The sequence below is a fragment of the Hungatella sp. L36 genome, from assembly GCF_014288035.1.
In genome coordinates this window covers 16,460-38,533 of record NZ_JACOPC010000015.1, presented here as the reverse complement: position 1 = coordinate 38,533, position 22,074 = coordinate 16,460, and the positions used below count along the sequence as shown (strand labels likewise).

The following is a 22,074-nucleotide window of genomic DNA, read 5'->3' as shown; positions in this document are numbered from 1 at the left end:
TAACGGATGGAAACGGGAAATGGAAGGGCAGCTGTCCGCTTTTATTAAATTTCATGCATGAAAAGCAATTTTTGACTCATACCATAGTAGGAGAGATGGGGAAGGAGCGTCAGCATGGAAGAATGGTTTCATTTATCAGAAGAAGAAGCACTGGGGCGCTTAGAGGCGGCGAGATCCGGGCTTTCTTCCCGGGAAGCGGCAGTGCGGAAGGAGGAATTTGGGCCGAATGCCCTTCGGGCGGGGGAAAAACGGAGTGCCCTCCAGGTATTTCTGGACCAGTTTAAGGATCTTCTGGTCATCATTTTAATCATAGCGGCAGTCATCTCCATGATATCGGGAGATGTGGAGAGCACCGCAGTCATATTCGCGGTGCTCCTTTTAAATGCGGTTCTGGGCACCGTGGAACACCAGAAAGCAGAAAAGTCTTTAGACAGTTTAAAATCCCTCTCCGCGCCCATGGCGGGGGTCCTTCGTGACGGCCGGAGACAGGAAATTCTGTCCTCCGACGTGGTACCGGGAGATATTCTCCTGTTGGAGGCCGGGGATATGGTGGCGGCAGACGGGCGTCTCCTGGAGACGTATTCCCTGTTAGTGAACGAGAGTTCCCTGACGGGAGAATCCATCAATGTGGAAAAGAAGACAGGAAAGATCAGGACTGAAAAGGTACCGCTGGCAGAACAGCACAATATGGTATTTTCCGGCTCTCTGGTGGCGGCGGGGCGCGGCACCGTTCTGGTCACCGGCACCGGCATGAACACCGAGATCGGAAGAATCGCCGCGCTGATGAACGGCACAGGGGAGAAGAAGACGCCTCTTCAGATCAGTCTGGATCAGTTCGGCAGCCACCTGGCGGCGGGAATCCTGATCATCTGCGCTCTGGTCTTCGGACTCAGCATTTACCGCAAGATGCCGGTGCTGGATTCGCTGATGTTCGCGGTGGCGCTGGCGGTGGCGGCCATCCCGGAGGCGCTCAGCTCCATTGTCACCATCGTGCAGGCCATGGGAACGCAGAAGATGGCGAAGGAACACGCGATTATCAAGGACTTAAAGGCCGTGGAGAGCCTGGGATGCGTCTCGGTTATCTGCTCCGACAAGACGGGAACCCTGACACAGAACAGAATGACGGTGGAGGAAGTTTATGTAAACAACCGCCTCTATCCGCCGGAAAATCTCAGCCTGGAAAATCTGGTTCAGCGGTACTTACTTTATGATGCGGTCCTGACGAATGATGCTTCCTGCGCGGATGGGAAAATGCTGGGTGACCCAACGGAGGCGGCCCTCGTCGTCATGGGGCGGAAGCTCGGAATCCAGGAAACAGAGCTGAGGCATTCCATGCCGAGAATCGGAGAGCTTCCGTTTGACTCTGACAGGAAGCTGATGACCACCGTGCACCGCGTTGACGGCGTGCGGGTGATGTTTACCAAGGGAGCCCTGGACATTCTGCTTCCACGCTGTGAATCGATCCTGACAGGAGAAGGCGTCCGCGTGATGCGGGAAAATGACCGCCAGCGGATCAACGCGCAAAATCTCGATTTTTCACGGCAGGGGCTGCGCGTTCTCACCTTTGTATACAAAAAAATGGGAGAAAAGGAGATTCTGACGGAGAAGTCGGAAGCCGGATACATATTTTTAGGAATGACAGCCATGATGGACCCGCCGAGACCGGAATCGAAAAATGCGGTCTTAAATGCCAGACGTGCCGGAATCAGGCCGGTCATGATTACGGGGGATCATAAGATCACGGCGGCGGCCATTGCAGAGAAGATCGGAATATTAAATGAAGGCGGAATCGCCGTGAGCGGTCCTGAGCTGGACGACATGGCGGATGAGGAGCTGGACCGGAATCTGGAACGGATCAACGTGTACGCCCGGGTATCCCCGGAGCATAAGATCAGAATCGTCAGCGCATGGCAGCGAAAGGGCCATATTGTGGCCATGACGGGAGATGGCGTCAATGATGCGCCCGCTCTTAAAAAGGCTGACATCGGCGTGGCCATGGGAAAGATGGGAACGGAGGTCTCCAAAGACGCCGCTTCCATGATCCTGACGGATGATAACTTTGCCACTATCATCAAGGCCGTAGCCAACGGACGAAATGTATACCGCAATATCCGAAATGCAATCAAATTCCTGCTGTCCGGCAACATGGCGGGGATTTTAAGCGTCTTGTATACATCCCTGATGGCGCTGCCGACGCCATTTGCGCCGGTGCACCTCCTGTTTATCAACCTGGTGACGGATTCCCTTCCGGCCATTGCCATCGGAATGGAGAAGGCGGAGCCGGGACTTCTGACGAAAAAACCGAGAAATCCAAAGGAAGGGATCCTGACGAAACGGTTCATCCTACAGCTTCTCCTCCAGGGTGCGCTCATAGCGGTCTGCACGATGACCGCCTATCATACCGGCCTGGCCACGGGCAGCGAGGCGGCGGCCAGTACCATGGCGTTTTCCACCCTGACCCTGGCGAGACTGTTCCATGGCTTCAACTGCCGCAGCTCTCACTCCATCTTTAAGATTGGTCTGATGAGCAACTTATACAGTATCATGGCGTTTGAGGCGGGGGTGGTGCTTCTGGCCGCAGTTCTGTTTGTGCCTGGGCTTCAGACCCTGTTCTCCGTAGCTGATCTATCAGTGAGGCAGCTGCTCACTATTGTTATATTTGCGGTGGTGCCGACACTGGTGATCCAGGCGTTTAAGACGGTGCGGGAGAGTATGCGGTAAAGTCGGGAATCTGCTGTATGCTTATTAAGCTGCTGTGCTTTAAAAAATAACAGGCGTTCCGGAAATTGGTTTCGGAACGCCTTTCTGCGGCAAAATAGTACTAAAATCCGCTGGTTTCCAATGCCAGAAATGCTCATATCACCCTTTTTCAGGAGATGTCTGTAAATTTTAGAAACTACTTGAGAAAAAACACAAAATGCGATACGATAATACTATTATAGTTTTATTCTGTAACGTGGTTATTCAGCCTTCAGGAACGGACAGTCCGGGGGAGGAGAAGGGGCCGGAATGCGCGGTGGTCCCGGTAAAATGAAGATTTCGTGACAGGATTACGAAAGGACAAGAGAAGATGAAGTGGAAATACATAGCAAAACGGCTTCTGATTGCCATACCTACTTTTTTAGGGATTACGGTGCTGGCCTATTTTATTCTGAATCTGGCCCCCGGATCACCTCTGGACGCACTTCTTGCGGATCCCAAGATATCTCCTGCGGAACTGGAACGAAAACGGATTGCCCTCGGGCTTGACAAGCCTGTGGTCATCCAGTATTTCAGCTGGCTGAATCTGCTGCTTCATGGGGACTTAGGTTTCTCCTACAGCACCCAGAGACCGGTGGCAGCCATGATCGGAGAGCGTCTTCCGGCTACGGCATGTCTGGCAGGAGCATCGATTCTGCTGTCTCTGATTGTAGCGATTCCCCTGGGAATTTATGCGGCATCCAAACCGAATTCAAAGAGAGATTACGTTTCGGGCGGTATTTCACTCTTAATGATGGCGACTCCGAACTTTTTTGTGGGTCTGGTGTTTATCTATCTGTTTGCCATCGTATTCAAGATTCTTCCCTCAGGAGGAATGTACGATTCGGCGGGAGTGAAATCAGGCGCGGCACTGATGCGCCACATGATCATGCCCTGTCTTGTGCTGTCCTTCCAGCAGATCGGCGGGTGGGTCCGCCACATGCGCAGCAGTATGCTGGAGGTCATGCAGGAGGACTATATCCGGACCGCTCGTTCCAAGGGTCTGAAAAAATGGGGCGTTATCTACAAACATGGATTGAAAAACGCATTGATTCCGGTAATCACGGTGGTGGGTATGTCCATCCCGTCGCTGGTCGGCGGCGCCGTTATTACGGAGCAGGTATTCGGATGGCCAGGTGTCGGGTCTTTGATGGTTACCGCCATTAATGGCCGGGATTATCCGGTTATTATGGGAATCACCGTCATGATTGCGGCGGCGGTTCTGATCGCCAATATCTTAACCGATGTGGCCTACGGGCTTTTAGATCCGCGTATCAGCTATAAATAGGAGGGTAGACGAATGAAAAAAAGAGAGAATGAAAGCTACCTTTCCGAGGTACTTAGCAAACTGACGGAGCACAAGATGGCCATGGTTGGACTTTTTGTCATCACACTGGAGATCATTCTTGTGGTGGTGCTCCCGTTTATCATGCATTTAAATCCTTACGATTCGGATTATACGGCATTTTCCGCGGCGCCGAGCGGTATCCATATTCTCGGCACGGATGCCATCGGGCGCGATATCTTTGCCCGACTGGTTTACGGAGGCAGGACCTCCCTTCTGGTAGGCTTATTGTCCACCATCATCAGCTGCGCGATCGGCGTTCCGCTGGGACTGATCGCAGGTTACTTCAGGGGCAAGGCGGAGATCGCCATCATGCGTGTGGCGGATATCTTCATGTCCTTCCCATCCATCGTCTTAATCCTGGTGCTGGTGGCGGTGATCGGACCGTCCATCTGGTCGGTTACCATCGTAATCGGCGTGCTGGGATGGACCCAGTTTGCCAGACTGATCTATGCCAATGTGCTTTCCGTCTCGGAAAAGGAATATGTGGAGTCTGCGAGGGCGATCGGTACTTCCAATTATAAGATTATCACGAAGTACATTTTGCCTAACTCCTTCGCCCCGATTCTGATCGCCATTACCTTTCAGATGGCCAGCGCGATCTTAATGGAATCATCTTTAAGCTTCCTTGGAATGGGCGTACAGCCGCCGGGAGCCAGCTGGGGCAATATGCTTTATGACGCCCAGTCGATTACGGTTCTTTCCAAACGGCTCTGGATCTGGATGCCGCCGGGAATTGCGCTGCTTATTACGGTGCTCAGCATCAATTTCCTGGGAGACGGAATCCGGGATGCTCTGGATCCGAAGATCAAAATTTAATACAGGTAGTTATATCTACACATAAAAGGAGGACTCTATGAGAAAAAGTAAGAGTAAAATAACAAGATTGACAGCCATCGTCATGGCGGGGGCCATGGTACTGGGGCTGAGCGCCTGCGGCGGCAAGAGTGCTGACAATGGTACGACGGCAGCAGGAAATACCGGAACCACTCAGGCAGCGGGAGAAACCACCGCGGCACAGGGGGCGACAGCGGGTGAGAAGGTGATCACGGCTGCGATCAGCACCGCATGGGATACCATGATGCCGCTTAATACTACCAGCAACTATACCCGTATGATCTGCGATCAGATTTACGATCGTCTGACACAGTCCAACGCAGACGGAACGTATGAGGGACGTCTTGCCAAATCCTGGAGCGTGAATGAGGATTCCAGCGCGGTAACATTTGAACTGTATGACAACGCCGTATGGTCTGACGGAGAACCGGTTACGGCCGAGGATGTTGTGTTCAGCTATCAGATGTATTCCGATCCTAACGTAGACGCCAAGAGCCGCTACCATTTAGAGTATATTGCCGGCGTGGATGATTCCGGCGCGGAGCTTTCCGAGGATTCCATCGAAGTAACTGCAAACGGTGATTATGAGGTTACCTTCCAGCTAAAGAGCTCCATGTTCGTGGACACCTTCCTTCAGGATATCGATACGGTTTTCATCATCCCGAAGCACATTTTTGAAGGCAAGACGGCGCAGGAGATCAACTCCCCTGATTTATGGGCAAAGCCTGTAGGCTCCGGTCCATTTATCTATGACAGCGAGATCAACGGTGAGAGAATGGAATTTGTCAAGAATCCGAACTACCACTTAGGCGCGCCGAAGATTGACCGTCTCGTAATCCGTGTGACCGATTCCGCCAGTATGCTGGCCGGCTTAATCAACGGAGATCTGGATTTGATCGGCTACGGCTCCATTCTGATCGATGACTGGGATCTGGCCAATGAGCAGGAAAATCTGGTTGCGGAGTCCATTCCTACGACTTCCTATACCACACTGATCTTTAACACACAGAAACCGTATCTGACACAGGAAGTACGCCAGGCCCTGAGCATGGCGATCAACCGTCAGGTTCTCGTAGACGCCCTGCTGCAGGGCCAGGGCCAGCAGGTCATCACTCCGATTGCACCGATGAGCCCGTATTACAACAAAGATGTAACGGTATGGTACGATCCTGACAAGGCGAAGTCCATGCTGGAAGAAGCGAAGTTCCCGTTTGATCAGACTCTGACCTTCTATATTGCGGCAGGAAACAGCATTACCGAGCGTACAGCGGCCCTGATCGTACAGGATTTACAGAAGGTCGGCGTTAAGGTTCAGATTGAACAGGTAGACTTCCCGACACTTATGAGCAACATGTTAGACGGCAAGCATGATATGGGAACCATCGGATCCGGCGGAACCTTAGACCCCAGCGAGAGCCGTGAGATGATCCATCCGGAGAGCTCCGTCAACTTCTGCCAGTTAAGAGATACCGAGATGACAGATGTTATCGACAAGGGCAACGCAGAGCTTACCTTTGAAGCCAGAAAACCGTACTTCGATGAGTATCAGGTGATGGTTAAAGAGCGTTCCGCTATGGCTTATCTGTATACAAAGAATACATTAACTGTTCATAACAAGAGAATCACAGGCATCAACGCAGAGAATTTCGATTCCCTGAACTGGTCGACCTGGAACTGGGATGTACAGTAAGGAACTTAAGAATAAAAGTTAAGAGGGAAAATTTATGGATTCATTGCTTACGGTGGACAATTTACAGGTTCAGTTTAATACAAAAAAAGGAATTAATACAGCGGTTGACGGCATCAGCTTTTCGGTTGGAAAAGGCGAGATACTGGGAATCGTGGGAGAATCGGGCTGCGGTAAGAGCGTAACCAGTTTGTCGATCCTGCGGCTTTTGGGAACGAACGCCCGGATATCCCAGGGAAGTGTTAAGCTGGAAGGCAGGGAGCTGCTCTCCCTGTCTGAAGATGATATGTGTAAGATCCGGGGCAATGAGATCGCCATGATTTTCCAGGACCCGATGACGGCGCTTAATCCGACTCTGACCATCGGCGACCAGCTGATCGAGCCTCTGGTGATTCACCAGGGCTTCAACAAGAAGGACGCCAGGAAGGAGGCGGTCGAGGTTCTGAAAAAAGTAGGAATCTCGGCGCCGGAAAAGCGGCTGAAGGAGTATCCTCACCAGCTCTCTGGCGGTATGCGCCAGAGGGTCATGATCGCCATGGCCGTGTCCTGTGCGCCCAAGCTTCTGATCGCGGACGAGCCGACCACGGCGCTTGACGTGACGATTCAGGCTCAGATTCTGGAGCTTATGCTGGATTTAAGGCAGAAGATGGATACGGCGGTCATTCTCATCACCCATGACATGGGCGTAGTGGCCGAGACCGCGGATAACATCCTGGTTCTTTACGCGGGCAAGGTTGTGGAATACGGATCGGTGAAAGAGATATTCAATACCCCCAAGCATCCGTATACAAAGGGGCTTTTAAGCTCCATACCGCCTTTGGAAGAGGATGTGGAGGAACTGAACACCATAGAGGGAACGGTGCCCGGGCCAGGACAGATGCCGGTCGGCTGCCGTTTCAGCCCAAGATGCCCTTATGCGGATGAACGGTGTGTGAAGGAACAGCCGGGAATCTATGAGGCAGGCGGTGCGAAGGTGAGCTGCTTTAGATATGAGGGTGATAACTATGAGAAGTGAGAATCAGGTTTTACTGGAAACGAAAGATTTGAGAAAATATTTTAGCGGGAAAAAGGGGCTGTTTAACTTAAATCCCCCGGTGGTAAAGGCGGTCGACGATATCAACCTGAAGATTCACAAGGGCGAGACGCTCGGCCTGGTCGGTGAATCCGGCTGCGGAAAATCCACTCTCGGCAGAACGATCTTAAAGCTGATTCCCATGACCTCTGGTCAGGTGATTTACAACGGGGAAGACATTGCCGCCTATGACAAGAAGCAGATGTGGGAGATGCGCAAGCGGATGCAGATCATCTTCCAGGATCCCTACAGCTCGCTGAATCCGCGAATGACGGTGTATGATCTGGTCAGTGCTCCTCTGGAGGTCTACGGGATCGGAAGCGCCGCAGAGCGGAAGGAGATGGTTATATCCATCTTAAACGATGTGGGACTGGACAAACAGTACTTGAACCGTTTTCCTCATGAATTCTCAGGAGGCCAGCGTCAGAGAATCGGCATAGCCAGGGCTCTGATTCTGAACCCGGAGTTCGTGGTCTGCGACGAGGCGGTATCGGCCCTCGACGTGTCTGTGCGGGCGCAGGTGCTGAACCTGATGAAAAAGATGCAGCAGAAGAGGAATCTCACCTATTTATTCATATCCCACGATTTGAGCGTGGTTCGCCACGTCAGCGACCGTGTGGCGGTTATGTATCTGGGAAGTGTGGTTGAGATCGCTGACAAGCAGGATTTATACGGAGCGCCGCTCCATCCCTATACCAGGGCGCTGCTCTCCGCCATCCCCATTCCGGACGCCAACAGAAAGCGCAACCGCATTATATTGGAGGGAGACGTTCCCAGCGCCTATAATCCGCCTTCCGGCTGTAAGTTCCACACCCGCTGTCCCTATGCGACAGACCGGTGCAGGGAAGAGGTTCCGGCATTAAGAGATATGGGCGGCGGCCATAGTGTGGCGTGCCACTTTCCGCTGAATGAAGGTTTTTCTTGACATAAGCCCGAACCCGGTGGTACTATAATCATAGTTTATATAGAAACCTTAGAGATGACAGAGCAGGTTAAACACGCGGGGCCGTAAACCCCGTTGTTTTGCCGGCTCTTTCCTTGTTTATCAGGTGCTGCACGCTTCTTGGGTGCTGCATGCTGTTTGGGTGCTGCATACTGTTTGGGTGCTGCATGCTGCTAAAACGGGAAAAGCCGCGGGGATATGGCCGTCCGTTATACGGGGACCAGGCGGTCATCTCAGAAACGGCCGTGACGGCTGCCATTTATTATTACAGCAACCTGTGCGCAGAGTGTGCGGGGGCGCGTTACCAGAAGGGAGAAGAAATATGGGGAAGTATGTCATTGCATTGGACCAGGGGACGACAAGCTCCAGATGTATCCTGTTTGATGAGCAGGGAATGATCTGCAGCGTGGCGCAGAAGGAATTTACACAGATCTTTCCGCAGCCGGGCTGGGTGGAGCATAATCCGATGGAGATCTGGTCATCCCAGCTGTCCGTAACCATGGAGGCAATGGGGAAAATAGGAGCGCATTACAGCGACATTGCAGCCATCGGCATCACGAATCAGCGTGAGACGACCATCGTATGGGATAAGGAGACCGGAGAACCGGTTTACAACGCCATCGTGTGGCAGTGCCGCAGGACGGCGGACCGCATTGAAGAATTGAAAAAAGACGAGCTTGCGAACCGGATTCGGGAGAAGACCGGCCTGATTCCGGATGCCTATTTTTCGGGAAGCAAGATCGAGTGGATCTTAAATCACGTGGAAGGCGCCAGGGAACGGGCAGAGCGGGGAGAGCTGCTGTTTGGAACCGTGGATACGTGGCTGATCTGGAACCTGACCAAGGGCTGTATCCATGTGACCGATTATACGAACGCATCGAGAACCATGCTGTTTGACATTCACAGGAGATGCTGGGATGACGAGATTCTGGAGTATTTCGGAATTCCCAGGTGCATGCTTCCGGATGTGAAGCCTTCCAGCTGCGTTTATGGCTATACATCCTCCGATGTGATGGGCGGAAAGATTCCGATCGCCGGAGCGGCCGGAGATCAGCAGGCGGCGCTGTTCGGCCAGTGCTGTTTCGACGAGGGCGAAGTGAAGAATACATATGGAACCGGATGCTTTCTGCTTATGAATACAGGGGAAAAAGCGGTTCACTCACAGAATGGCCTTCTTACCACCATTGCGGCCAGCGACGGGAACGAGGTGCGTTACGCGCTGGAGGGCAGTGTCTTCGTGGCGGGAGCCGCGGTACAGTGGCTGAGAGACGAGATGCGTATGGTGAGAAGCGCGCCGCAGACGGAGGAATACTGCACTGCGGTAGCCGATACGGGCGGCGTCTATGTGGTGCCTGCTTTTGCCGGCCTGGGAGCGCCCTATTGGGACCAGTATGCCAGGGGGACCATCGTAGGGGTGACCCGCGGTACCAGCAAGGAGCAGTTTATCCGTGCCACCGTGGAATCCATGGCATACCAGGTGTACGATTTAATCGAGGCCATGCAGCAGGATTCGGGTATCTGCTTAAGACAGCTTCGGGTAGACGGCGGTGCCTGCGCCAATAACTTCCTGATGCAGTTCCAGGCAGACCTTCTGAATACCGCCATTATCCGTCCGGACTGTATCGAGACCACCGCGCTGGGAGCTGCCTATCTGGCGGGTCTTGCCGTGGGTTACTGGAAGGACAAGGAAGAGATCAGAAAGAACTGGAAGGTGTCCAGGGCGTTTGAGTGTGGCATGGAGGAGGATCAGCGCCGCCGCCTCGTAAAGGGCTGGAAGCGGGCGATCAAGTGCGCGCTGTGCTGGGCAGAGGAAGAGTAAAGTAAGAAGCATTTGTACTTGACACCGGTCACCGGGTGTGATAGCATGAAACTAAATATGAAACCTTGAGACGACAGAGTAAGGTAGATAGACGGAGGTAATCCGTTTGTTTCCCTTACTCTTTTTGCGTAGAAGGAAAAGGTTCTTACTCCGCAAAATGCTTCGTTTCACAGGAACGAGAGGATCAATCAGGAGGAATGAAAATGGAAAGTTTGAATTACGATGCGGTCATTATTGGCGGCGGGGTAACCGGATGCGCGGTAGCCAGGGAACTGTCCCGCTACGAGCTGTCGGTCTGTGTACTGGAAAAGGAAGAGGATGTGTGCTCGGGAACATCGAAAGCCAACAGCGCCATCGCTCACGCCGGGCATGATGCCACACCAGGCTCCTTAAAGGCGAAATTCAATGTACAGGGAAGCCAGATGATGGAACCGCTCTCGAAGGAACTGGATTTTGATTACGTGAGAAATGGTTCTCTCGTTCTCTGCTTCTCAAACGACGATCTCCCGGCGCTGGAAGAGCTACTGGAAAAGGGAAAACGCAATGGGGTCCAGGGACTGGAGATTATCTCCGGCGATGAAGTCAGAAGGATGGAGCCTAACGTGACAGATACCGTGGTGGCGGCACTCTACGCGCCGACCGGCGGAATTGTCTGCCCCTTTGGCCTTACCATCGCGCTGGCCGAAAACGCAGCGGACAACGGAGTGGAATTCAAATTTTTGACTGAAGTAAATGAGATTAAGAAAGACGGAGAAGGCTACATCCTGGAGACAGGAAAGGGAGCCATAACGACGAAATATATTATCAATGCCGCAGGCGTTTACGCGGACCGCTTCCACAACATGGTCAGCGGAAATAAGATACATATTACCCCGCGTAAGGGCGACTACTGCCTGCTGGACAAAGAAGCGGGCGGCCATGTGAGCCATACCATTTTCCAGCTTCCGGGTAAATTGGGAAAGGGCGTTCTGGTATCACCGACGGTCCATGGCAACCTGCTTACCGGACCGACTGCCGTGGATCTTGAGGATAAGGAAGGCAACGCTACAACGGCGGAAGAGCTGGCATTTGTCATAGAGAAGTCTTCCATCGGCGTAAAGAACGTTCCGTTCCGCCAGGTTATTACATCGTTCTCCGGTCTCCGAGCCCATGAGGATGGCGATGATTTTATTATCGGTGAAGCGGAGGATGCACCGGGGTTCTTCGACGCGGCAGGCATCGAATCTCCGGGTCTTACCAGTGCACCGGCCATCGGCGTCTATCTGGCAGAGCTTGTAGCCGGCAGGGCGGGAGCCGTTCAGAAGAAGGACTGGAAGCGGGAGCGCAGAGGCATTGTCCGTCCGGAGAAGATGAGTGTGGAAGAGAGAGCGGAGCTGATCCGTCAGAGACCGGAATACGGCACGATCATCTGCCGCTGCGAAGGTGTCAGCGAAGGTGAGATCATAGATTCCATAAGAAGAACGCTGGGAGCGGTGTCGCTGGACGGTGTGAAGCGCAGAGTCAGACAGGGCATGGGAAGATGCCAGGCCGGCTTCTGTACGCCGAGGACCATGGAGATCCTGTCCCGAGAGCTTGGAATCACAATGGAAGAAGTCTGCAAAAATGCGCCCGGATCCAATATGCTGACCGGTCAGAAATAAGGGGGAGAATGATATGACACAACATGATATCGTAATCATCGGAGGCGGCCCGGCCGGGCTGGCGGCAGCGGTTGCCGCAAAACGGGCAGGAGCGGAAGATATCCTGATTCTGGAGAGGGACAGCTGCCTGGGAGGTATCTTAAACCAGTGTATCCACAACGGATTCGGACTTCACACGTTCAAGGAAGAGCTGACCGGACCGGAGTATGCGGCGCGCTATATTGACATGGTAAAAGAGGAGAGGATCCCTTACAAATTAAATACCATGGTCATTGATATCAATAAAGAGAAGGAAATCACCGTCATCAACCGGGAAGACGGACTGCATGTAATCAAGGCAAAGGCCATCATCCTGGCCATGGGCTGCCGGGAACGTCCCCGCGGCGCCTTAAACATCCCGGGTTACCGTCCGGCGGGAATCTACTCGGCGGGCACGGCGCAGCGTCTCATGAACATCGAGGGCTTCAGCGTGGGCCGTGAGGTCGTGATCCTGGGTTCCGGCGATATCGGACTTATTATGGCAAGAAGAATGACGCTGGAAGGTGCAAAGGTGAAGGTCGTTGCGGAGCTGATGCCTTATTCCGGCGGCTTAAAGAGAAATATCGTTCAGTGCCTCGACGATTACGGCATCCCGCTGAAGCTCAGCCACACCGTGATCGATATCCAGGGAAAAGAGCGGGTAACCGGAATTACCCTGGCAAAGGTAGACGAGAACCGGAAACCGATCCCGGGAACAGAGGAATACTACAGCTGTGATACCCTTCTGCTCTCCGTGGGACTGATCCCGGAAAATGAGCTTACCAAGGGCATCGGCGCATCCATGAACCGGGTAACTCAGGGACCGAATGTCAACGATCAGCTGGAAACGGATACCAGCGGCGTGTTTGCCTGCGGCAACGTGCTTCATGTACATGATCTGGTTGATTACGTTTCCGAGGAGGCGACTCTGGCCGGCTCCAATGCCGCAGCGTATGTGGGAGCGGGAAGCGAAAAGCAGACGGGTCATATCGCTGTGCTGAAAGCGGAGAACGGGGTTCGTTACACGGTTCCCCAGGCGATTGATATCGATCATATGAATGACAAGGTTACGGTGAGATTCCGTGTGGCCGATGTCTATAAGGACCGCTTTATCAGCGTCTATTACGACGGCGTGCGCGTGTCGAAGAAGAAGAAAAAAGTCCTCGCGCCAGGTGAGATGGAGCAGGTCGTGTTAAAGAAAGATAGCTTTTCCGGCTGCCCCGACTTAAAAAATATTGTGATTTGTACGGAGGTGGAGTAAAATGGAGGTTAGAGAGTTAATCTGTATCGGCTGCCCGCTTGGCTGTCCCCTGACGGTTCGTCTGGAAGGAGGCGAGGTGGAGGTCTCCGGCAATACCTGTGTGAGAGGCGCCGATTACGCAAAGAAGGAAGTGTTAAGCCCCACCAGGATCGTTACCTCTTCCGTTCACGTGGATGGCGGGACCATCGAGATGGTATCCGTTAAGACGGAACATGATATACCGAAGGGTAAGATCTTCGAATGCATGGATGAGATACGTAAGGTGACGATTCCGGCCCCTGTGAAGATCGGTGATGTGGTGATAGCGGACTGCGCCGGAACGGGAGTATCCATCGTGGCGACGAAGAACGTGGAGTCGGTAATGGCATAAAAGACCTAAAGCAGAAAGGAATCAGAAGACATATGAGATGGAATATCAACAGATTTTTTAATCCGGAGAACCGGTTCTGGGCATTTATGGAGAGGGTGACGGATATCTGTGTTCTCAGTTTCTTCTGGTTCCTTTTCAGCATCCCGGTGGTGACTGCGGGCGCGGCGACCACCGCCCTGTTTCAGTATACGCTTCGTCTGACGGCGGACGAGGAGGGATACGTCTGGAAGACCTTCCGGGAGGGCTTTAAGAAGAACTTTGGTCAGGCCACCATTCTCTGGATCGGCGCAGTCCTTGTGGGGGCATTTCTGGTGTTTGATTTATGGTGCTGCCAGTTTCTCGCCCCTCTGGGGGCGGTTCGCTTCTTTGCATTTTTCCTGTTGATCGGCGCTATTTTCGTCTATTTATTAACAATAATTTATCTGTTTCCCCTGCTCGCTTTCTTTCATGTCGATACCAGAAAGGTGATAAGGGATTCTTTCGTCATGTCCGTCGGAAATCTTCACGTTTCTATAACAATCCTTGTGATATATGGAATTACAGCAGTTGTAACGTATTTCTTCCCCATGCTTTTTATGTTCTGGTTTGCCCTTGGCAGCTATGTGGCATCATTTTTTTACCGTTTTATTTTCTATAAATACATAAAAGATGACGAAGAGTAAGTGGAAAAAATTGTTAAAAAAAAGTCAATTTTTATGAAAAGGAAATAAAAAGACATAAGAAAAAATAAAAAAATTATGCAAAATAGATAAAGAATTACTTGCATAATGGAATAATCTATGATACCATAGTTCTATCAGAAAAGAATATGGGTTGCTTGAGAGAGACTGAGATCGGAGCAAGTGTAGGATGCATATGAGCAATATGCTTTCGGCGCATGCACAATCTCTTTTTTATTGCTGTTTTTTCGCCGGGAGGAGTCGTAACCTTCAGGCGGAAGGGTCTCAGAGGGCAACGGAAGGGAGTTGTAAAAGACATGAAAAAAAGGGGTATCGCATTATTAATGGTGGCTGCAATGATGGCAGGAACACTGAGTGGTTGCAGCGGCGGAGGTTCCACCGGCAAGGCTGGGGCAGGCGCGCAGACAGAGGCACAGACCGTGGCGGAGGTAGATCCGTCCCTGTATGAGGTGACGGAGCCGATCACCATCAAGTGGTGGCACGCGCTGGAGGAACAGTATTCTGAGACTGTGCAGAAGGTCGTGGACGACTTCAACAAATCACAGGATATGATCACAGTGGAAGCGGAGTACATCGGAAGCTACAAGAAATTAAATGAGGCTCTGGTAGCGGCCCATGCGGCGGGGACTGATCTTCCGGCAATTACGGTTGCCAATACTCCTTACGTGGCGGAATACGGTGCAGGCGGTCTGACTGAGGACTTAACACCCTATATCCAGGCCAGCGGCTATGATTTAAAGGACTTCGGCGAAGGCATGATTACGGCTTCCAGCTACAACGGCAAGCAGGTATCCCTTCCCTTCCTGATCTCCACGCAGATCGTTTACTACAACAAGGATATGGCGGACGAGATGGGCATTGAGATTCCGGAGAAGTGGGATGACATGGATGCGTTCCTTGAGAAGACCTCCAAGGTCAACGCGGACGGAACGACGGCGGTGTACGGAACCATTATGCCGGGTTGGGATCAGTGGTATTACGAGACCTTCTACTTAAATCAGGGTGTGAAGATCATCAATGATGACCAGGTAACCACGGACTTAGGCGATGAGAAGGCGGTGGAGATCGCGGCCAAGATTAAAGAATGGTGCGATAAGGGCTATACATACTGGACAGGAACCGCGGATGACGCGTCCTCCATCATGCGTCAGCACTTTATCGACGGCGAGGCATTTTCCGTTGTACATACAAGCTCCCTGTATACGAACTATTTGAGCCAGTGTAATTTCGAGATCGGTATGGCATGGCTTCCGGGCGGCGAGACGAAGAACCAGGAGATCGGCGGCTGCGTGCTGTTAATCCCATCCAAGAACGATCAGGCTACGAAGAACGCGGCATGGCAGTTTATGCAGTACTTATGCAGCAAGGAAGTAAACTTAACATGGGCAAGAGGAACCGGATATATCCCGACCAGAAAGTCCGTACTGACAACCGATGAAGGCAAGGCATTCTTAGAGGAGAAGCCGGCATTCCAGTGTATTTTCGATAATCTGGACCTGATTCAGCCGAGAATCCAGCACAAGGCATGGTCCCAGATGGCTAATATCTGGAAGAACGACATGGCACAGCTCATGCTGGAGGGCGGAGACGCGCAGGAATCCATGGAAAAGATGGCCGAGGAAATTGATGACGTATTAGGAGATTCCTGATGCAGTTTGGCGGGGGTATCATATGAAAGAGAAAAAACATATCAATCCAAGAAAAGTATCCGCGATGAAGGATTTTGCCTGTGTACTTCCGGTACTGATTTTTCTGGCGGTATTTACCTACTATCCGATCGCGGAGCTGTTCCGGATCAGCTTTACCGACTGGAACATGTTAAATGATACGTGGCACTATGTAGGCTTTAAGAACTGGAAATGGCTGTTTGGGGGTTCCGGTACCAAGTATCTATGGAACTCCCTGAAGGTCACGATTCTCTATTCGGCCGGCGAGATCTTCATCACGCTGGTGGGGGGCATGATCTTCGCCCTGATCTTTAACCGTATGACGAAGGGGTTCTCCGCCATGAGAGCCATCGTCTTTATGCCGAAATACGTGGCGATGTCCTCCGCGGCCGTTGTGTTCTTATGGATTTTAAATACGGACGGCGGTATCTTAAACTACCTTTTATCCCTGGTTGGAATCAGTAAAGTGGACTGGCTGGGCAACCGCCACACAGCCCTGCTTTCGGTCCTGATGCTGACCGGATGGCGGTGCGTGGGATATGGAATGATGGTGTATTTGTCTGCCATGATGGGTATTTCCACGGACTATTACGAAGCGGCCTCCCTGGATGGGGCCAATGCGATACAGCGGTTCTTTAAGATCACGATTCCGATGCTGTCGCCGACCACACTGTTTTTATTTGTCACCACCTTCCTTTCTTCCATGAAGGTGTTCCAGTCTGTAGATATCCTGACACAGGGCGGCCCGTACCGTTCGACCGAAGTGTTCGTGTATAACATTTACCGTTATGCGATGGAAGATTTCCGGATGGACCGCGCTTCCACAGTGGCGATCTTCTTCTTCCTGCTTCTGCTGGTGGTGACGGTGGCTACCATGAAGGTATCTAACGGCAACGTGACGTACGATTCATAGGGGGGGACAACATGGAGAAACATACAATGAAGGACGGACGGGATATTAACCGTACCGCCAGGAGAAAAAAGGCGACGATTACGGCAGTCCAGTGGGTTCTTGCCATCATCGTCCTGATTATCATCGTGTTCCCGATCTACTGGATGCTGGTATCCTCCGTGAAATCCCAGGAGGAGATTCTGCTTCCGGTACCGACCTTATGGCCGAAGGAATTCCACTTCGAGAACTACATCAATGTATTAAAAAAGGGCAATTTCGCCAGATACTATTTCAATACGGCTGTCATGACGGCCGGCATCCTGATCGGACAGGTCCTGACCGGTATCTTCGCAGGCTATGGATTTTCCAAGGGCAGATTTAAAGGCCAGAACTTCTGCTTTATCATCGTTCTGGGCGCCCTGATGATTCCGCTCCAGGTTACGTTTATTCCGATCTATATCATGATGGCAAACTGGGGAATGTCAGATACCTTCTTAGGTCTGATTCTTCCGGAAGCCGTGTCGCCGTATTACATCTTCATGCTGCGCCAGACCTTTATGGCGATTGACGACAGCTATATCGAGGCGGCCAGAATCGACGGGCTGGGCCGTGTGGGAATTATCACGAAGATCTTGGCTCCCATGTGCCGCTCCACGTTATTTACGGTTACGCTGGTGACCTTTACCAATGGCTGGAACGCTTACTTCTGGCCGAAGATCATCGCCAAGGGCGAGAAGCGCCGTGTGCTTACAGTCGGACTTGCCTATTTAAAGAATACCTTTGCCGGTGCTGAATCCATGAACAACCATGAGATCATGGCCGGCGCGGTGATGGCGGTTGTACCTGTCATCATCCTGTTCTTCATTTTCCAGAAATACATGCTGACCGGATACTCCAAGGCAGCCATGAAATAAGAAACCGAGGGAATCAACATGAAAGTATACGCACACAGAGGTTACAGCGGAAGATATCCGGAGAACACCATGCTGTCGTTTCAGAAGGCGGCGGAGACCGGATGCGACGGAATCGAGCTGGATGTACAGCTGACCAGGGACGGTACCGTGGTGGTGATCCATGACGAAGCTGTTGACCGGACGACAGACGGAACGGGCCTGGTGAAGGATTATACCTTTGAGGAGTTAAGAAAGCTGGACGCAGGAACAATTAAGGGAGGCCGATACGGCTTCTGCCCGGTTCCTTCCTTTGAGGAGTACTGTGAATGGGCCAGCCAGTACGGGTTTGTGACAAATGTGGAGATTAAGACCGGGGTGTACTATTATGAAGATATTGAGGAAAAGACCCTGGAGATTATTAAGAAGTACCATTTAGAGGACAGAGTCATGTTCTCGTCCTTCAACCACCTGTCTCTGGAGCGGCTGAAGGAGCTTGCGCCGGATATTCCGCGCGGAGCCTTACTGGAGCATGCCGGCTTAGGAAATGCGGGGTATTACTGCAGCCGCTGCGGCTATGCCTGTTACCACCCGGGGATCAGGGGACTCACGGAGGAGACCGTCAGAAACTGCAGGGACCATGGAATCGGTGTAAATGTCTGGACCATCAACGACATGGAAAGCCTGGAAAACACTTACGAGTGGGGATGCAGCGGAATCTTCACGAACTACCCGGAGATCTGCAAGAGCTGGCTGGATCATAAAGGCTGACTGCAGAGACCGGAAGCTGCCGGTTAAAAAATAAAAGAAATAAGGATTTAAGACGATTCAACCGTTTTAAATCCTTATTTGATATGAGAAAGGGACTTTATATGAAACGCGGTACGGAAGTACGGAGCTTTTTGTGCAGGCAATTTTCACAGAAATGACAAAAATTCGGATTCTTACTTGACTCTGTGGAGAAGGATTGCTAAAGTATAAGAAGTTGGGAAAAATTTTCCGGCCGTCTTCGGATGCGCCGCGGACGCGGTTTCGCCGTATACGGGAAAACCGTGGTTCATGTAAGGGAGGAAGTACGTTGAAGTTACTGACATATGAAGTTGACAGAAGAAAAGATATCGGGGTTATGAGCAAGGATGAGATGTGGGTATATCCGCTTCGGGCATTCGGCATGGAATATACGAGTATGATGGAAGTCGTAAAGGGGTTCAGCCAGTCGGAAAAGGATCTGCTGGAGCACGTATCCGGTTTGGAACCGTACGGCATCACAGGGGCGGCTATGCGCTCTGAGGTGAGGCTTCTGGCTCCGATCGAGGTGCCGGAACAGGATATTATCTGTCTTGGGCTTAACTACATGGAGCATGCGGAAGAATCCGCCAGATTTAAGAAGGAAGCATTTGACGGAGTGCGGAAGGAAGCGGTCTATTTCTCCAAGAGGGTAAACCGGACGGTTGGTCCGGATGGGGAGATTTCCAGTCACAGCGATATCGTGGACAGTCTCGATTATGAGGCGGAGCTTGGCGTGATTATCGGAAAAGAGGCTTACCGGGTTCCGAAGGAGCAGGTCAGGGACCACATCTTTGGATACACAATTATTAACGATGTGAGCGCGCGCAATGTACAGAACGCCCACAAGCAGTGGTATTTTGGAAAGAGTCTGGACGGTTTTACACCGATGGGACCGTGTATTCTGACCGCAGACAGCGTGGAATACCCGCCGAAGTTCCCGATCCGCTCCCTCGTAAATGGTGAGGTGCGGCAGGAGAGCAATACGGAGCGGATGATTTTTGATATCGATCATATTGTAAGTGAGTTATCCATGGGAATGACGCTGAAGGCGGGGACTATCATTTCCACAGGAACGCCATCCGGAGTAGGAATGGGCTTTACGCCGCCGAAGTTTTTAAAGGCCGGCGATGTGGTGGAGTGTGTAATCGAGGGGATCGGTTCTATAAAGAATACGGTTTCTGAGTAGATTAGAGCGTGTCTGAAAATTGCTTTCCGTCACGTTCAAGAGCAGTCTAAAAAGAATAGAATAAAAACCTTTGAGAGAAAGAGTAAGGGATAGAAACGAATGGATTTCGTTTTATTTCCTTGCTCTTTTTTGACGTTTCCGTGCAGTGGGATGCGTGCTGCCGGTCATGGGGGAACAGTTACTATAAATGGGAACAGGGGGCAAAAAAATGCAGGGATATTTAGCAGGGGTAAGTGAAGGCACCAGGGTATTGCTGATTCTGTCAGTGATCCTGTTTGCCGGTTTTATTATGACGCGGCTGACCAATACGCTGAATTTGCCAAAGGTCAGCGGTTATATTATGGCGGGAATCTTAATCGGGCCATGCGGGTTAAATCTAATCCCGGTAGAGATTATCGGCCACATGGGGTTTGTCAGCGATCTGGCGCTGGCGTTTATTGCGTTCGGAGTCGGAAAGTTTTTTAAGAAGGAAGTGCTGTTAAAGACGGGAAGCAGGATTATCATCATCACGCTCTTCGAGGCTCTGCTGGCCGGCGTGCTGGTAACGCTGTTCTGTGTGGGCGTCTTCAAGATGGAGTGGAATTTTGCGTTGATTCTGGGCGCAATCGCGACGGCGACGGCACCAGCCAGCACGATGATGACGATCAACCAGTATAAGGCAAAGGGAGAATTTGTCAATACGCTGCTGCAGATCGTGGCGCTGGATGATGTGGTCTGCCTTCTGGCGTTCAGTATTGTGGCAGGCATTGCCGGACGAACGGGAAATGAAGAGCTGACCATGTCCACGGTCCTGATGCCGGTGGTCTATAATATCCTGGCTCTGGGACTGGGATTTTTCTGCGGTTACTTCTTGAGCCGGCTTCTGATACCGGCCAGAAGCAAGGACAACAGGCTGATTCTGGCTATTGCCATGCTTCTGGGGATCTCTGGTATCTGCGCGTCTCTCGATATTTCGCCGCTGCTGTCCTGCATGATCTTCGGCGCGTCGTATATCAATCTTACCAGCGATAAGAAGCTGTACCGGCAGATTAATAACTTTACGCCTCCGGTCATGTCCATATTCTTTATCATGTCGGGCATGAATCTGGATCTGTCTGCGCTGACGACCGTGGGCACGGTGGGTCTGGCATACTTTATCGTGAGAATTATCGGAAAGTATCTGGGAACGTATATCAGCTGCCTGATTACGGGAACCAGCAGGGAAATTCGAAATTATATGGGCCTGGCTCTGATCCCTCAGGCCGGTGTCGCCATCGGTCTGGCGTTTCTGGGACAGAGGCTGCTCCCCGAGGAGATGGGGAAACTGCTTCTGACCATTATTCTCTCTTCTTCCGTCCTCTACGAGATGGTAGGGCCGGTCTGCGCCAAGATGTCCCTGTTCCTCTCCGGCAGCATTACTACGGATAAAATGAAGGAAGTGGCAAAGGAGAGGGAGGATGAGATTCACGAGGAGAACCTGATCGCATCGGAGAATGAGGAACATGAGGAAGACGATGGGAGTTGGGAAGATGGAAGTGAAAATGAGAGTGAAGATGGGAGTGATGATGGGGGGGAAAATGAGAGTGAAGATGAGGGGGAAGATGAGAGTGAAAATGAGAGTGAAGATGAGAGTGACGGAGAACGTGATACGGATGGAAAACTCGAATCTGACGTAAATGAAAGCGGCGAAATGGAGGAGGAAGACGGGAACTGTAATGGGGAGGGCAGATCCAGTAAAGACGGCATAGAATGCAGCTCAAAGAAATCGTCAAAAAGAAAAAAGGAGTATGGGGAAGAGGATAATTCCAAAGCAGACCTACATAAAATGACTGACCAGCCGAATGGTGACAGCAACGGAAAAAAGACGGGAAATGGAAAAGGCCGGAAAAATACGGATACTCGCAAAAAAAAAGAAATGTCAGACGAGGAACTCCTGCAGCATGAGCTTTTAGAGCAGATTAAGGAACTGGAGGCGGGCGTCGAAGATCAGGAAGAAGACTACGATATCGAACGCGAAATCGAGCCGGAAAAAGAGAAAGCCGCGAGGAAGGGGAAGGCGAGAAAGAAAAAGAAATAAGAATAGAAGAGAGTGGTAAGAATCGTATAAAGAAATTGCAGGAGGGAACCGCAGGCAAGACACATGTCTGCGGTTCCCTTTTCGCTGCCAATTGAGCCTCAGTCAGCGCCCTAATAAACCAGTTTTTTACCCTCATCTTTCGTCCCTCTAAAACCGCAGGGCAGATGGCCGCTTTCATATACC

The 22,074-nt window shown here is 51.7% G+C and carries 17 protein-coding genes; all 17 read left to right on the top strand.

The annotated features are described in order from the left end of the window. Positions 1–114 precede the first annotated feature (114 nt). On the top strand, positions 115–2,721 hold the full coding sequence (locus tag H8S80_RS26555; protein WP_117632987.1) for a cation-translocating P-type ATPase: 2,607 nt from the start codon (positions 115–117) through the stop codon (positions 2,719–2,721). A 349-nt stretch (positions 2,722–3,070) separates the two neighbouring features. Beyond that, positions 3,071–4,027: an ABC transporter permease gene (locus tag H8S80_RS26550; protein WP_002605251.1), complete on the top strand. Its 957-nt coding sequence runs from the start codon at positions 3,071–3,073 to the stop codon at positions 4,025–4,027. A 12-nt stretch (positions 4,028–4,039) separates the two neighbouring features. Next, positions 4,040–4,903, top strand: a complete 864-nt coding sequence (locus tag H8S80_RS26545) for an ABC transporter permease (protein WP_002605250.1) — start codon at positions 4,040–4,042, stop codon at positions 4,901–4,903. A gap of 37 nt (positions 4,904–4,940) precedes the next feature. Then, entirely contained in the window at positions 4,941–6,611 is a 1,671-nt protein-coding gene (locus H8S80_RS26540) for an ABC transporter substrate-binding protein (protein WP_117632988.1), read from the top strand. A gap of 34 nt (positions 6,612–6,645) precedes the next feature. Beyond that, positions 6,646–7,623, top strand: a complete 978-nt coding sequence (locus H8S80_RS26535) for an ABC transporter ATP-binding protein (RefSeq protein ID WP_002605248.1) — start codon at positions 6,646–6,648, stop codon at positions 7,621–7,623. Continuing rightward, a complete protein-coding gene (locus H8S80_RS26530; protein ID WP_025529743.1) occupies positions 7,613–8,605 on the top strand; it encodes an ABC transporter ATP-binding protein in 993 nt (330 codons plus the stop codon). The genes H8S80_RS26535 and H8S80_RS26530 overlap by 11 nt, the downstream gene beginning before the upstream one ends. 340 nt (positions 8,606–8,945) lie before the next feature. Further along, positions 8,946–10,442, top strand: a complete 1,497-nt coding sequence (glpK, locus tag H8S80_RS26525) for a glycerol kinase GlpK (protein ID WP_117632989.1) — start codon at positions 8,946–8,948, stop codon at positions 10,440–10,442. Between the two features lie 203 nt (positions 10,443–10,645). After that, positions 10,646–12,082: an NAD(P)/FAD-dependent oxidoreductase gene (locus H8S80_RS26520; protein WP_117632990.1), complete on the top strand. Its 1,437-nt coding sequence runs from the start codon at positions 10,646–10,648 to the stop codon at positions 12,080–12,082. A gap of 13 nt (positions 12,083–12,095) precedes the next feature. Beyond that, on the top strand, positions 12,096–13,361 hold the full coding sequence (locus H8S80_RS26515) for an NAD(P)/FAD-dependent oxidoreductase (RefSeq protein WP_117632991.1): 1,266 nt from the start codon (positions 12,096–12,098) through the stop codon (positions 13,359–13,361). Between the two features lies 1 nt (position 13,362). Further along, positions 13,363–13,731, top strand: coding sequence for a DUF1667 domain-containing protein (locus H8S80_RS26510; RefSeq protein WP_117632992.1), 369 nt, complete (start codon positions 13,363–13,365; stop codon positions 13,729–13,731). Positions 13,732–13,763: 32 nt separating this feature from the next. After that, positions 13,764–14,393, top strand: coding sequence for a YesL family protein (locus tag H8S80_RS26505; protein ID WP_117632993.1), 630 nt, complete (start codon positions 13,764–13,766; stop codon positions 14,391–14,393). A 314-nt stretch (positions 14,394–14,707) separates the two neighbouring features. Further along, positions 14,708–16,060 (top strand): ABC transporter substrate-binding protein, encoded by a 1,353-nt coding sequence (locus tag H8S80_RS26500; protein WP_025529741.1) that lies wholly within the window; start codon positions 14,708–14,710, stop codon positions 16,058–16,060. Positions 16,061–16,082: 22 nt separating this feature from the next. Continuing rightward, positions 16,083–16,991: a carbohydrate ABC transporter permease gene (locus tag H8S80_RS26495; RefSeq protein ID WP_002605240.1), complete on the top strand. Its 909-nt coding sequence runs from the start codon at positions 16,083–16,085 to the stop codon at positions 16,989–16,991. Between the two features lie 11 nt (positions 16,992–17,002). Continuing rightward, a complete protein-coding gene (locus tag H8S80_RS26490; RefSeq protein ID WP_002605239.1) occupies positions 17,003–17,884 on the top strand; it encodes a carbohydrate ABC transporter permease in 882 nt (293 codons plus the stop codon). Positions 17,885–17,902: 18 nt separating this feature from the next. Next, positions 17,903–18,631, top strand: coding sequence for a glycerophosphodiester phosphodiesterase (locus H8S80_RS26485; protein WP_025529740.1), 729 nt, complete (start codon positions 17,903–17,905; stop codon positions 18,629–18,631). Positions 18,632–18,938: 307 nt separating this feature from the next. Beyond that, positions 18,939–19,835: a fumarylacetoacetate hydrolase family protein gene (locus tag H8S80_RS26480; RefSeq protein ID WP_002605237.1), complete on the top strand. Its 897-nt coding sequence runs from the start codon at positions 18,939–18,941 to the stop codon at positions 19,833–19,835. 208 nt (positions 19,836–20,043) lie between these two features. Beyond that, positions 20,044–21,891, top strand: a complete 1,848-nt coding sequence (locus H8S80_RS26475; RefSeq protein WP_117632994.1) for a cation:proton antiporter — start codon at positions 20,044–20,046, stop codon at positions 21,889–21,891. Positions 21,892–22,074 lie beyond the last annotated feature (183 nt).